Source organism: Pseudonocardia sp. HH130629-09, from assembly GCF_001294645.1.
Classification (GTDB): domain Bacteria; phylum Actinomycetota; class Actinomycetes; order Mycobacteriales; family Pseudonocardiaceae; genus Pseudonocardia.
This window is the reverse complement of sequence record NZ_CP011868.1, coordinates 251,191-263,569: the sequence shown is the minus strand read 5'-3', so window position 1 is coordinate 263,569 and position 12,379 is coordinate 251,191. Positions and strand designations below refer to the sequence as shown.

Here is a 12,379-nt window from a genome sequence, read left to right as displayed (position 1 = left end):
TTCCGGCACCCCTCCGGGTCCTCAGCCGTCGTTGCGGTTCTGCAGCGCCGAGAAGACCCGGTCGGTGATCTCGTCGATCTCGCCGACGGCGTCGATCGTGACCAGCCGGTCACGGTAGTGGTCCAGCAGCGGAGCGGTCTCCTCGCGGTAGACCCGCTGCCGGTTGCGGATGGTGTCCTCGTTGTCGTCGCTGCGGCCGCGGCCGAGCAGCCGCTGGACCACGACCTCGTCGTCGACGTCGAACTGGACGACGGCGTCGAGCTCCAGCCCCTTCTCGGACAGGATCTTCTTCAGGGAGTCCGCCTGCGCCACGTTGCGCGGGAAGCCGTCGAGGATGAAGCCGTTCGCGGTGTCGGCGTCGCCGAGCCGGTCGCGCACCATCCCGACGGTCACCTCGTCGGGGACCAGGTCCCCGGCGTCCATGTAGCGCTTCGCCTCACGACCGAGCTCGGTCTCGTCCCGCAGGTTCGCCCGGAACAGGTCCCCGGTCGAGATGTGCGGGACGTCGAGCCGCTTGGCCATCTGCTCAGCCTGGGTCCCCTTGCCGGCACCGGGCGGTCCCACCAGAACGAGTCGCACGAGAACCCGACCTCCTGAAGTCTTGTCGTCCATGGCGCCGGCGTCCTCGCCGGCACACGATGCCCAAGGCACCACAATCGGGGCCGGGGCCCCGCACCGGGGTTCCCGCTCGGCCACGTTGCGGCGAGCCTAACGCAGGAAACCTTCGTAGTTACGCTGCATGAGCTGGCTCTCGATCTGCTTCAGGGTGTCGAGGCCCACGGTGACCATGATCAGCACGGCCGTGCCGCCGAACGGGAAGTTCTGGTTCTGGCCGCTACCGGTGATCCCGAGGAAGAAGTTCGGGAGCACCGCGATGAGCCCCAGGTACAGCGATCCCGGCAGCGTGATGCGGCTGAGCACGAAGTTCAGGTACTCCGCGGTGGGCCGGCCCGGGCGGATGCCCGGGATGAACCCGCCGTACTTCTTCATGTCCTCGGCGCGCTCGTCGGGGTTGAACGTGATGCCGACGTAGAAGTACGTGAAGAAGATGATCAGTGCTACGTACAACACGATGTGCACGGGATTGGACTGATCGACGAGATAGGTCTGCACGAACTGCTGGAACCAGCCGCCGTCGTTCCCGGCGAGCCGGGCGACCAGGTCGGGCAGGTAGAGCAGCGAGCTGCCGAAGATCACCGGCACGACGCCGGCCTGGTTGACCTTCAGCGGCAGGTAGGTCGAGGTGCCGCCGTACATGCGCCGGCCGACCATGCGCTTGGCGTACTGCACCGGGATCCGGCGCTGGCCGTTCTCCACGAACACGACGCTGGCGATGATCGCGAGCCCGAAGACGCAGACACCGGCGAATACCAGGCCGCCGGAGTTCTCCAGGATCAGCCGGCCCTCGGCGGGGATGCGGTGCGCGATCGAGGCGAAGATGAGCAGTGACATGCCGTTGCCGATGCCGCGCTCGGTGACCTGCTCGCCCAGCCACATCACCACCGTCGTCCCGGCGACCATCACGATCACGATGACGATCAGGGTGAAGACCGACGAGTCCGGGATGATCGGCAGCGCACAGCCCTGGAACAGCTGACCGCGCTCGGCCAGCGCCACGAAGCCGGTGGCCTGCAGCACGGCGATGCCGATCGTCAGGTACCGCGTGTACTGCGTGAGCTTGGCCTGGCCGGACTGGCCTTCCTTCTTCAACTGCTCGAACCGCGGGATGACGACCTGCAGCAGCTGCACGATGATGCTCGCGGTGATGTAGGGCATGATGCCCAGCGCGAAGATCGACAGCTGGAGCAGTGCCCCGCCGGAGAACAGGTTGATCAAGGAGTAGACGCTGGCGTTGTCGCCGCCCTCGACCTGACGGACACATTCCTGGATGTTGGGGTACGACACCCCCGGCGAGGGGATGTTCGCCCCGAGCCGGTACACCGCCACGATCGCCAGCGTGAAGAGGATCTTCCTGCGGAGATCCGGCGTGGTCAGGGCCGCCCGGACTGCGCTGAGCACTCGGTGATCCTCCTACGACGTCGGCGGCCCGACACCGCCTGCGCCGGCCCCTGAGGGGTCGGCCGGGTTGGTCGACGCGCGTTCCGCGCCTCGCGGGACACCCGGGCCGGTGTGTACCGGCGGGGGCTGCGCGCCTCGAGGCGCGCCAGGTAATCGGTGGACACTCGGTCCGGACGTGACTGTAACAGCGGCCCGGAAACGCCTCGGCGCCGCCCACGGGCCGGGTCCACCTGGGGTGGACCCGGCACCACGGACGGCGCCGGGGGACGTGCGGTGGGTTCTACAGCTCGGAGACGGAGCCGCCCGCCGCCGAGATCTTCTCGCGCGCGGACGCGGAGAACTTGTGGGCCTTCACGGTCAGGGCGACGCCCGAGAGCTCGCCCTCGCCGAGGACCTTCACGAGCTGGTTCTTGCGCACCGCGCCCGCCTCGACCAGCTCGGCCGGGCCGATCTCGCCACCCTGCGGGAACAGGACGGCCAGCTCGCCGACGTTCACGACCTGGTACTCGACCTTGAAGCGGTTCTTGAAGCCCTTGAGCTTCGGGAGCCGCATGTGCAGCGGCATCTGCCCGCCCTCGAAGCGCGGGGACACCGTCTTGCGGGCCTTGGTGCCCTTGGTACCGCGACCGGCGGTCTTGCCCTTGGAGCCCTCACCGCGACCCACACGGGTCCGCGCCTTCTTCGAGCCCGGGGCCGGCCGCAGGTCGTGCAGCTTGATCACGGAGTTCTCGTTCTCGCTCACGGCTGCACCTCCTCCACCGTCACGAGGTGGCGCACGGTGTGGACGTAACCGCGGGTCTGCGGGTCCGCCTCACGCACCACCGACTGCCGGATCTTGCGCAGACCGAGCGAACGCAGCGTGTCGCGCTGGTTCTGTTTGGTCCCGATCCGGCTCTTCACCTGGGTGATCTTCCACGTGGCCATGTCGCTCACACCTTCGCCGCGTCGGCCTCGGCGCGCTGGCGCATCATGCTCGCCGGGGCGACGTCCTCCAGCGGCAGACCGCGGCGGGCCGCGACCTCCTCCGGACGCTGCACCGACTGAAGCGCCGCCACCGTGGCGTGCACGATGTTGATGGCGTTGTCGGAGCCGAGGGACTTGGACAGGATGTCCGAGATCCCCGCGCACTCCAGCACCGCGCGGACCGGGCCGCCGGCGATGACACCGGTACCCGGGGAGGCCGGGCGCAGCATGACGACGCCGGCGGCGGCCTCACCCTGCACACGGTGCACGATCGTGCCGCCGATGCGGGGGACGCGGAAGAAGTTCTTCTTCGCCTCCTCCACGCCCTTGGCGATCGCGGCCGGCACCTCCTTGGCCTTGCCGTAGCCGACGCCCACCAGGCCGTCACCGTCGCCGACGATCATCAGCGCGGTGAAGCTGAACCGGCGGCCGCCCTTGACGACCTTGGCCACGCGGTTGATCGTGACCAGCCGCTCGATGTACGGGGTCTTGTCCTGGGCCGCCCCGCCACGGCCACCGTCCCGGCGGTCCCGGTTGTTGCGGTTGTCGTTCCCACCGCTGCCACCCGGGGCTCCGCCGTCACGCCGCGTACGTCCCGGCATCAGACAGTCCCTTCGATCTTCTCGGTCTGGTTCATCAGAACTCCAGGCCTCCCTCGCGGGCGGCGTCGGCCAGGGCCGCGATCCGGCCGTGGTAGGCCAGCCCGCCGCGGTCGAACACGACCGCGGAGATGCCCGCATCCTTGGCCCGAGCGGCGATGAGCTCGCCGACCTTGGCAGCCTTGGCCTTCTTGTCGCCCTCGACGCCACGCACCTCGGCGTCCAGGGAGGACGCGAAGGCCAGCGTGTGGCCCGCCAGGTCGTCGATCAGCTGGACGGTGATGTGCCGCGAGGAGCGGTTGACCGCCAGCCGCGGACGCACCGGCGTCCCGGAGATCTTCTTCCGGAGCCGGGCGTGCCGGCGGATGCGCGAGTCGCGGCGCTTGCGCGCCACCTGGGACGCCATCCGGCGGCGGGCGGCACCCGACACCGTCTCGTTCGTCTCGGCCATCACTTACCCGTCTTTCCGACCTTGCGGCGGACCTGCTCGCCGGCGTACCGCACACCCTTGCCCTTGTACGGGTCGGGGCGGCGCAGCTTCCGGATGTTGGCAGCGGTCTCGCCGACCAGCTGCTTGTCGATGCCGGAGACCGAGAACCGGGTCGGCGACTCGACCGCGAAGGTGATGCCCTCCGCCGGCTCGATGACGACCGGGTGCGAGTAGCCCAGGGCGAACTCAAGGTTCTTGCCCTTCAGCTGCACGCGGTAACCCACGCCGTGGATGTCCAGCTTCTTCTCGTAGCCGGCGCTGACGCCGACCACGATGTTGTTGACGAGGGAGCGGGTCAGGCCGTGGTAGGCCCGCACCTCACGCTCCTCGTTCGGGCGCTTCACCAGCACCGTGCCGTCGTCGTCACGCTCGATCGTGATCGGCTCGACAGCGGTGTGCGAGAGGGTGCCCTTGGGGCCCTTCGCGGTGACCGTGCGGCCGTCGATGGTGATCTCCACGCCCGACGGGACGGTGATGGGCAGCTTTCCGATGCGCGACATCGTTCGTTACCCCTCTCTCACCAGACGTAGGCGAGGACTTCCCCGCCCACGCCGCTCCGGTAGGCCTGCTGGTCGGTCATCAGACCCCGAGAGGTCGAGATGATCGCGATGCCGAGGCCCCCCAGGACCCGCGGCAGGTTCGTCGACTTCGCGTACACACGCAGACCGGGCTTGGACACCCGGCGCAGACCGGCGACGCTGCGCTCACGGTTGCGGCCGTACTTCAGCTCGACGACCAGGGACTTGCCGACCTCGGCGTCCTCGGTGTGGTGTGCCGCGATGTAGCCCTCCTTCTGAAGGATCTCCGCAATGGCGACCTTCAGCTTCGAGTGGGGCATCACGACGCGGTCGTGGTAGGCCGAGTTCGCGTTCCGCAGACGGGTCAACATGTCTGCGATCGGATCGGTCATCGTCATGGTGTATGTCTCTTTCCCGCCGTGGTTCCTCGTACCGGCGCGGTGCCCCTGTGCGGGGCACCGCGTCGATGCGGGCCTGCGGCGATCGGATCCGCTGCCCCGCGGACGCGGGGCGGTCGGATCACCAGCTGGACTTGCTCACACCCGGCAGCTCGCCGGCGTGCGCCATGTCTCGCAGGCACACGCGGCAGAGGCCGAACTTGCGGAACACGGCACGCGGCCGACCGCACTTGTTGCAACGGGTGTAACCCCGCACGGCGAACTTCGGCTTCGCGTTCGCCTTGTTGATGAGCGCCTTCTTCGCCATTCGCTCAGCTCTCCTTGAACGGGAAGCCCAGGTGGCGCAGCAGCGCCCGGCCCTCGGCGTTCGTGGTCGCGGTGGTCACGACCGTGATGTCCATGCCCCGCGGCCGGTCGATGGAATCCGGGTCGATCTCGTGGAACATCGACTGCTCGTTCAGGCCGAACGTGTAGTTGCCACGCCCGTCGAACTGGTTGCTCTCGAGGCCGCGGAAGTCGCGGATACGGGGCAGCGCGATGGTCAGCAGCCGGTCGAGGAACTCCCACATCCGGTCGTTGCGAAGAGTCACCTTCGCACCGATCGGCATGCCCTCACGCAGCTTGAACTGCGCGATGGACTTGGTGGCGCGACGCAGCTGCGGCTTCTGGCCGGTGATGGTGGCCAGGTCGCGCAGCGCACCGTCGATCAGCTTCGAGTCGCGGGCGGCGTCACCGACACCCATGTTCACCACGACCTTGGTCAGGCCGGGGATCTGCATGACGTTGGTGTAGCCGAACTCCTCGCGGAGCTTGTCGAGGATCTCGTCGCGGTAACGCTGCTTGAGCCTCGGCAGGGTCTTCTCAGCCGTGGTCATCTCAGATCTCCTTCCCGTTGCGCCTGGAGATCCGGACGCGGCGGGTGGTGCCGTCCTCGCCCTCGACGGTCTTCTTGCCGATGCGGGTCGGCTTGCCGTCGGAGTCGCACACCATCACGTTCGAGACATGGATGGCGGCCTCCTGGGTGACGATCCCGCCGCTCTCGGCCCCGCGCTGGTTCTGGCTGATCCGGGTGTGCTTCTTGATCCGGTTCACGCCCTCGACCAGCACGCGCTGGCGCTCCGGGTAGGCCGCGATGACCTTGCCCCGTGCACCCTTGTCCTTGCCGGCGATCACCAGAACGGTGTCGCCCTTCTTGACCTTCATCTTCGCCTTCATGTCAGAGCACCTCCGGGGCCAGGGAGATGATCCTCATGAACTTGCGGTCGCGCAGCTCGCGCCCGACCGGGCCGAAGATACGGGTCCCCCGAGGTCCGTTGTCCGCCTTGATCAGGACGGCGGCGTTCTCGTCGAAACGGATGTAGCTGCCGTCGGGACGGCGCTTCTCCTTCTTGGTGCGCACGATGACCGCCTTGACGACGTCACCACGCTTCACGCCGGCGCCGGGGATGGCCTCCTTGACCGTGGCGACGATGACGTCGCCGATCCCGGCGTAGCGCCGCGCGGAGCCGCCCAGCACCCGGATGCACAGGATCTCCTTGGCACCGGTGTTGTCGGCGACGCGCAGCCGCGACTCCTGCTGGATCACTTCGACTCCTACTTGGCCTTCTCGAGGATCTCCACCAGCCGCCAGCGCTTGGTCGCCGACAGCGGGCGGGTCTCCATGAGGCGGACACGGTCGCCGATACCGGCGGTGTTCCCCTCGTCGTGCGCCTTGACCTTGCTGGTCCGGCGGATGACCTTGCCGTACAGGGGGTGCTTCACCCGGTCCTCGAGGGAGACGACGATCGTCTTCTCCATCTTGTCGGACACGACCAGGCCCTCGCGGACCTTGCGCTCCCCGCGCTCCTCGTTCTTCGTCTCAGCCGAGTTATCGCTGCTCACGCCGCGCCCTCACTCTCGGTCGGTGCGGCGGAAAGGCCGAGCTCACGCTCGCGCATGACGGTGTAGCACCGCGCGATGTCGTGACGGACGGCCCGCAGCCGCCGGTTGTTGTCCAGCTGCCCGGTGGCCGTCTGGAAGCGGAGGTTGAACAGCTCCTCCTTGGCCTCCCGGACACGCACGACCAGCTCCTCGTCGGAGAGCTCGCGCAGCTCGGCGGCCTTGGTGTTGCCACTGCTCGCCATCAGATGTCACCACCCTCACGGGACACGATCCGGCACTTCATGGGCAGCTTGTGGATCGCACGGGTCAGAGCCTCGTGCGCCACCTCACGGTTCGGGAAGCTCATCTCGAAGAGCACCCGGCCCGGCTTGACGTTCGTGACCCACTTCTCGGGCGAACCCTTACCGGAACCCATGCGGACCTCGGCCGGCTTCTTGGTCATCGGGATGTCCGGGAAGACGTTGATCCAGATCTTCCCGCCACGACGGATGTGCCGGTTGATCGCGATACGCGCCGACTCGATCTGTCGGTTCGACACGTAGGCCGGCTCCAGCGCCTGGATGCCCCAGTCGCCGAAGGTGACCGCGGTACCACCGCTGGCCATGCCCTTGCGCTTGGGACGGTGCTGCTTGCGGTGCTTGACCTTGCGTGGGATCAGCATCGGTCAGCTCTCCCCACCGTTGCTCTGGTTCTCACCGGAGGCCGGGGCCTCGGCGGTCGCCGTCGCGGCGCCGCCGGCCTGGCCCGCGCTCTGCGCGGCACGCCCGGCCTCGGTGCTGGTCGCAGTGGTGCCCGAGGCACCGGAACGGCGCCGGGCCGGACGCTCGCGGCGCGGACCGCGGCCCGGGGCCTCGGCAGCGGCCGGGACGCCCTCGCGGCGGCCGCCGACGACGTCGCCCTTGTAGATCCAGACCTTGACCCCGATGCGGCCGAAGGAGGTCCGGGCCTCGAACAGGCCGTAGTCGATGTCGGCGCGCAGCGTGTGCAGCGGGACCCGACCCTCGCGGTAGAACTCCGACCGCGACATCTCGGCACCGCCGAGGCGGCCCGAGCACTGGACCCGGATGCCCTTGACCTGCGGGCTGCGCATGGCCGACTGGATGGCCTTGCGCATCGCACGCCGGAAGGCGACCCGGTTCGACAGCTGCTCGGCGACGCCCTGGGCGACGAGCTGCGCGTCGGACTCGGAGTTCTTGACCTCGAGGATGTTCAGCTGGACCTGCTTCTTGGTCAGCTTCTCGAGGTTGCCCCGGATCCGGTCGGCCTCCGCGCCACGGCGGCCGATCACGATGCCCGGACGCGCGGTGTGGATGTCCACCCGCACGCGGTCCCGGGTCCGCTCGATCTCGACCTTGGAGATGCCGGCCCGCTCCATGCCCTTGGAGAGCATGCGGCGGATCTCGACGTCCTCCTTGACGTACTCGGAGTACTGCTTGTCGGCGTACCAGCGCGACTTCCAGTCCGTGGTGATGCCCAGGCGGAAGCCGTGCGGGTTGATCTTCTGCCCCATCAGCGGGCCCTCCCCTTCGCACCACGACGGCCGGCCTTCTGCGGAACCGACTCGACCTCGATGGTGATGTGGCTCGTCCGCTTGCGGATGCGGTACGCACGCCCCTGGGCGCGCGGCCGGATCCGCTTCAGCGTCGGGCCCTCGTCGACCATCGCCACGGCGACCACGAGGGTCTCCGGGTCCAGGTCCAGGTTGTTCTCGGCGTTGGCCGCGGCGCTCGCCACGACCTTCGCGACGGGCTCCGCCGCGGCCTGCGGCGAGAACCGCAGGATCGCCAGCGCCTCGTCGACCGGCAGGCCGCGGACCAGGTCCACGACGCGGCGGGTCTTCATCGGCGAGCTACGGACGAACCGTGCCACGGCGCGCGCACGAGTCGGCTCGAGCGCAGCGCCGGTGGTCTCGGCAGTGTCTGCCATCTTCTCCACCTCTCCTTGTCGCTACTCGGGCCGGCTTCTAGCGCCGACGCGCCTTGCGGTCGTCCTTGATGTGACCCCGGAACGTGCGGGTCGGGGCGAACTCGCCCAGCTTGTGCCCGACCATCGAGTCGGAGACGAAGACCGGGACGTGCTTGCGGCCGTCGTGCACCGCGATGGTGTGACCGATCATGTCCGGGATGATCGTGGACCGACGGGACCACGTGCGGATCACGGTCTTCTTGCCGGACTCGTTGAGGGCGTCCACCTTCTTGAGCAGGTGGTCGTCCACGAAGGGGCCCTTCTTCAGGCTGCGCGGCATGTCTTACCTCCCTGCTCAGCGCTTCTTGCCGGTACGGCGCCGGCGGACGATCAACTTGTCGGACGGCTTGTTCTTGCGGGTACGGCCCTCGGGCGTGCCCGCCGGGTTCACCGGGTGGCGGCCACCGGAGGTCTTGCCCTCACCACCACCGTGCGGGTGGTCCACCGGGTTCATGACGACACCACGGACGGTCGGGCGCTTGCCCTTCCACCGCATACGGCCGGCCTTGCCCCAGTTGATGTTGGCGTGCTCCGAGTTGCCCACCTCGCCGACGGTGGCGCGGCAGCGCACGTCGACGTAGCGGATCTCGCCGGAGGGCATCCGCAGCTGCGCGTAGGGCCCGTCCTTGGCGACCAGCTGGACGCCGACACCGGCCGAGCGCGCGATCTTCGCGCCGCCACCGGGGCGGAGCTCGATCGCGTGCACCACGGTGCCCGTCGGGATGTTGCGCAGCGGCAGGTTGTTACCCACCTTGATGTCGGCCCGGGGACCGTTCTCGATCTTGTCCCCCTGCTTGAGCTTCGCCGGCGCGATGATGTAGCGCTTCTCGCCGTCGGCGTAGTGCAGCAGTGCGATCCGCGAGGTGCGGTTCGGGTCGTACTCGATGTGCGCGACCTTCGCCGGCACGCCGTCCTTGTCGTGACGACGGAAGTCGATCAGACGGTAGGCGCGCTTGTGCCCGCCCCCCTGGTGACGGGTGGTGATCCGCCCGTGCACGTTGCGGCCGCCCTTGTTGTGCAGCGGACGCAGCAGCGACTTCTCGGGGGTGTCGCGGGTGATCTCGGCGAAGTCCGACACGCTCGAGCCACGACGGCCCGGGGTGGTCGGCTTGTACTTACGAATGGCCATGGGTCAGCTCGCTCCCTCAGCTCGCCGGGCCACCGAAGACGTCGATCGCCTTGCTCTCCTCGGAGAGCGTGACGATCGCGCGCTTGGTGTCCTTGCGCTTGCCGTAGCCGGTGCGGGAGCGCTTGCGCTTGCCCGGGCGGTTCAGCGTGTTCACGCTGGTCACCTTGACCCCGAACACCTTCTCCACGGCGATCTTGATCTGGGTCTTGTTCGCGTCCGGTGCCACGACGAAGGTGTACTGGCGCTCGTCGAGCAGCCCGTAGCTCTTCTCCGAGACGACCGGCGCGAGCAGCACGTCCCGCGGGTCCGCGATCACTTGTCGGCCTCCTCAGCGCGGCGGCCGGCAGCCTTCGGCTTCGCGATCGGGCCGGCCAGGAACTCGTCCAGCGCCGCCTGCGTGAACAGCACGACGTCGTTGACGAGCACGTCGTGGGTGTTCAGCTGGTCGGGCGCGATCAGGTGGACCTGCGGCAGGTTGCGCAGGCTCAGCAGGGCGTTCTCGGCGGAACGCTCGACGACCGCGAGCACCCGGCGGGCGTCGGGCACGACGGCCTCGATCACCTTGCGGGCGGACTTGGTCGACGGCGCGTCACCCTCGGCGAAGGCGGACACGACGTGCACGGCTCCGGCGCGGGCCCGGTCGGAGAGGGCGCCACGCAGGGCGGCGGCCTTCATCTTCTTCGGGGTCCGCTGCGAGTAGTCGCGCGGGGTCGGGCCGTGGACGATGCCACCACCGGCGAACTGCGGCGCGCGGATCGAGCCCTGACGGGCGCGACCGGTGCCCTTCTGCCGGTACGGCTTCTTGCCACCGCCGCGGACCTCGCCGCGACCCTTCACGTCGTGCGTGCCCTGACGCGCGGCGTTGAGCTGCGCGGTCACCACCTGGTGCATGAGGGCGATGTTCGCCGTCACGTCGAAGACGTGGTCCGGGAGCTCGACGCTGCCGGAGGCGGAACCCTCGGGGGTCTTGATCTGCACGGTGCTCACTTGCCATCACCCTTCGCGGGGGTCTTCACCACGACGAGGCCACCGCGCGGACCGGGGACGGCGCCCTTGACGAGCAGCAGCCCGCGCTCGGCGTCCACCCGGTGGACCTTCAGGTTCTGCGTGGTCTGGCGGTCGGAACCCATCCGGCCGGCCATCCGCACACCCTTGAACACGCGGCCCGGGGTGGCGCAGCCGCCGATGGAGCCCGGCGAACGGTGCTTGCGCTGCGTGCCGTGCGAGGCGCCCAGGCCCTTGAACCCGTGGCGCTTCATGACACCGGCGAAGCCCTTGCCCTTGGTCACGCCCACCACGTCGACCTCGGCCACCTCGGCGAACGCCTCGACGGTGACCTCCTGGCCGGTGGTGTACTCGGCGGCGTCGGAGGTGCGGAGCTCCAGGACGTGGCGACGGGGGGTGACGCCGACCTTGGCGAAGTGGCCGGACTCCGGCTTGTTCACCTTGCGCGGGTCGATGGCCCCGTAGGCCAGCTGGACGGCGGTGTAGCCGTCGGTCTCCTGCGAGCGCACCTGCGTCACGACGTTCGGTCCGAGCTGGACCACGGTGACCGGCACGATGCGGTTGTTCTCGTCGAACAACTGGGTCATCCCGAGCTTGGTGCCCAGGAGGCCGGTGACCTTCTTCGTCTGCTTGGTGGCAGTCGTCTTCTTGAATGCAGCAGTCATCGTCTCCACCCCGCCGTCACTGAATGTTGACGTCGACGCTCGCCGGCAGGTCGATGCGCATGAGCGCGTCGACCGTCTTGGGCGTCGGGTCGAGGATGTCGATGAGTCGCTTGTGCGTGCGCATCTCGAAGTGCTCGCGCGAGTCCTTGTACTTGTGCGGCGAGCGGATGACGCAGTACACGTTCTTCTCGGTAGGCAGCGGCACGGGGCCGACGACCCGGGCACCGGTACGCGTCACGGTCTCCACGATCTTGCGAGCAGACGCGTCGATTGCCTCGTGGTCATAGGCCTTGAGCCTGATGCGGATCTTCTGTCCCGCCATGGTCGTCGGTCGTCCTCTTCTTCCTGCCGCGGGGGTGTCGCGGTTCGGCCCCGTAAGAACTCGCGCCGTGCTGCCACCGGATGTCCGGCGGGCCGGCTGCGGCCCGTGCTCTGTTCAGGTCTCTGTCGGCCCGGAGTCGCGCGTCCAGTTCCCTGGAGCACTCGTCCTGCCGGGGCTCTCCGGTCCACGAGGTCGGGCGTGTCGCGCCCTACCCGCATGGTTCTGCCCGGGTCACCGCGTCCCACCCCCGTCTGGGGCGGGCATGTCGCTCGGAATCTCCCCGGCTTCAAGGCGGACCGTGGAACCGGGGCTGACAACGAACATGGCGCGTGGTTCGCGACCTCTGAACTACCGGGAACCGGGAACAGGGGCGGCGCTCCCACGCGCCATGCTCATCGTGCAACCCGTCAAGGATGACACACCGC

General features: G+C 68.7%; 23 protein-coding genes. All 23 read right to left on the bottom strand.

Annotated features, from left to right (window positions below):
- Positions 1-21 precede the first annotated feature (21 nt).
- Positions 22-579, bottom strand: coding sequence for an adenylate kinase (locus XF36_RS01275; protein WP_060710553.1), 558 nt, complete (start codon positions 577-579; stop codon positions 22-24).
- 129 nt (positions 580-708) lie between these two features.
- Positions 709-2,019, bottom strand: coding sequence for a preprotein translocase subunit SecY (gene secY / locus XF36_RS01270; protein ID WP_060710552.1), 1,311 nt, complete (start codon positions 2,017-2,019; stop codon positions 709-711).
- 280 nt (positions 2,020-2,299) lie between these two features.
- Positions 2,300-2,740, bottom strand: coding sequence for a 50S ribosomal protein L15 (gene rplO, locus XF36_RS01265; RefSeq protein WP_060714324.1), 441 nt, complete (start codon positions 2,738-2,740; stop codon positions 2,300-2,302).
- A 17-nt stretch (positions 2,741-2,757) separates the two neighbouring features.
- Entirely contained in the window at positions 2,758-2,943 is a 186-nt protein-coding gene (rpmD, locus tag XF36_RS01260) for a 50S ribosomal protein L30 (protein ID WP_020622922.1), read from the bottom strand.
- A 5-nt stretch (positions 2,944-2,948) separates the two neighbouring features.
- Positions 2,949-3,584 (bottom strand): 30S ribosomal protein S5, encoded by a 636-nt coding sequence (gene rpsE, locus XF36_RS01255; protein ID WP_020622923.1) that lies wholly within the window; start codon positions 3,582-3,584, stop codon positions 2,949-2,951.
- Positions 3,585-3,618: 34 nt separating this feature from the next.
- Positions 3,619-3,987 carry a 50S ribosomal protein L18 gene (gene rplR, locus XF36_RS01250; protein WP_145981557.1) on the bottom strand — a complete coding sequence of 123 codons (369 nt, stop codon included), beginning with the start codon at positions 3,985-3,987 and terminating at the stop codon, positions 3,619-3,621.
- A gap of 44 nt (positions 3,988-4,031) precedes the next feature.
- Positions 4,032-4,571, bottom strand: coding sequence for a 50S ribosomal protein L6 (rplF, locus tag XF36_RS01245; protein ID WP_060710550.1), 540 nt, complete (start codon positions 4,569-4,571; stop codon positions 4,032-4,034).
- A gap of 17 nt (positions 4,572-4,588) precedes the next feature.
- Positions 4,589-4,987, bottom strand: a complete 399-nt coding sequence (rpsH, locus tag XF36_RS01240; protein WP_060710549.1) for a 30S ribosomal protein S8 — start codon at positions 4,985-4,987, stop codon at positions 4,589-4,591.
- A gap of 121 nt (positions 4,988-5,108) precedes the next feature.
- Positions 5,109-5,294: a type Z 30S ribosomal protein S14 gene (locus XF36_RS01235; RefSeq protein WP_020622927.1), complete on the bottom strand. Its 186-nt coding sequence runs from the start codon at positions 5,292-5,294 to the stop codon at positions 5,109-5,111.
- Between the two features lie 4 nt (positions 5,295-5,298).
- Positions 5,299-5,862: a 50S ribosomal protein L5 gene (rplE, locus tag XF36_RS01230; RefSeq protein ID WP_020622928.1), complete on the bottom strand. Its 564-nt coding sequence runs from the start codon at positions 5,860-5,862 to the stop codon at positions 5,299-5,301.
- Position 5,863: 1 nt separating this feature from the next.
- A complete protein-coding gene (gene rplX, locus XF36_RS01225; RefSeq protein WP_043277204.1) occupies positions 5,864-6,190 on the bottom strand; it encodes a 50S ribosomal protein L24 in 327 nt (108 codons plus the stop codon).
- Between the two features lie 13 nt (positions 6,191-6,203).
- Entirely contained in the window at positions 6,204-6,572 is a 369-nt protein-coding gene (gene rplN, locus XF36_RS01220) for a 50S ribosomal protein L14 (RefSeq protein WP_010228481.1), read from the bottom strand.
- A gap of 8 nt (positions 6,573-6,580) precedes the next feature.
- The gene (gene rpsQ / locus XF36_RS01215) at positions 6,581-6,784 is read right to left on the bottom strand and encodes a 30S ribosomal protein S17 (protein ID WP_233147801.1); all 204 of its coding nucleotides are present in this window, start codon (positions 6,782-6,784) and stop codon (positions 6,581-6,583) included.
- 80 nt (positions 6,785-6,864) lie between these two features.
- Positions 6,865-7,110, bottom strand: coding sequence for a 50S ribosomal protein L29 (rpmC, locus tag XF36_RS01210; protein WP_060710548.1), 246 nt, complete (start codon positions 7,108-7,110; stop codon positions 6,865-6,867).
- Complete coding sequence (rplP, locus tag XF36_RS01205; RefSeq protein WP_020622932.1) at positions 7,110-7,529, bottom strand: 50S ribosomal protein L16; 420 nt, start codon at positions 7,527-7,529, stop codon at positions 7,110-7,112. Before rplP ends, rpmC begins: the two co-directional genes overlap by 1 nt.
- A 3-nt stretch (positions 7,530-7,532) precedes the next feature.
- Positions 7,533-8,378, bottom strand: a complete 846-nt coding sequence (rpsC, locus tag XF36_RS01200; protein ID WP_020622933.1) for a 30S ribosomal protein S3 — start codon at positions 8,376-8,378, stop codon at positions 7,533-7,535.
- Positions 8,378-8,794, bottom strand: coding sequence for a 50S ribosomal protein L22 (rplV, locus tag XF36_RS01195; protein ID WP_043277206.1), 417 nt, complete (start codon positions 8,792-8,794; stop codon positions 8,378-8,380). The genes rpsC and rplV overlap by 1 nt, the downstream gene beginning before the upstream one ends.
- 37 nt (positions 8,795-8,831) lie before the next feature.
- Positions 8,832-9,113 carry a 30S ribosomal protein S19 gene (rpsS, locus tag XF36_RS01190; protein ID WP_020622935.1) on the bottom strand — a complete coding sequence of 94 codons (282 nt, stop codon included), beginning with the start codon at positions 9,111-9,113 and terminating at the stop codon, positions 8,832-8,834.
- Positions 9,114-9,128: 15 nt separating this feature from the next.
- The gene (rplB, locus tag XF36_RS01185) at positions 9,129-9,962 is read right to left on the bottom strand and encodes a 50S ribosomal protein L2 (protein WP_060710547.1); all 834 of its coding nucleotides are present in this window, start codon (positions 9,960-9,962) and stop codon (positions 9,129-9,131) included.
- Between the two features lie 16 nt (positions 9,963-9,978).
- Complete coding sequence (gene rplW, locus XF36_RS01180) at positions 9,979-10,278, bottom strand: 50S ribosomal protein L23 (RefSeq protein WP_060710546.1); 300 nt, start codon at positions 10,276-10,278, stop codon at positions 9,979-9,981.
- Complete coding sequence (gene rplD / locus XF36_RS01175) at positions 10,275-10,949, bottom strand: 50S ribosomal protein L4 (RefSeq protein WP_020622938.1); 675 nt, start codon at positions 10,947-10,949, stop codon at positions 10,275-10,277. Before rplD ends, rplW begins: the two co-directional genes overlap by 4 nt.
- Positions 10,946-11,632, bottom strand: coding sequence for a 50S ribosomal protein L3 (gene rplC / locus XF36_RS01170; protein WP_060714323.1), 687 nt, complete (start codon positions 11,630-11,632; stop codon positions 10,946-10,948). Before rplC ends, rplD begins: the two co-directional genes overlap by 4 nt.
- Before the next feature lie 16 nt (positions 11,633-11,648).
- On the bottom strand, positions 11,649-11,954 hold the full coding sequence (rpsJ, locus tag XF36_RS01165) for a 30S ribosomal protein S10 (protein ID WP_003938093.1): 306 nt from the start codon (positions 11,952-11,954) through the stop codon (positions 11,649-11,651).
- Positions 11,955-12,379 lie beyond the last annotated feature (425 nt).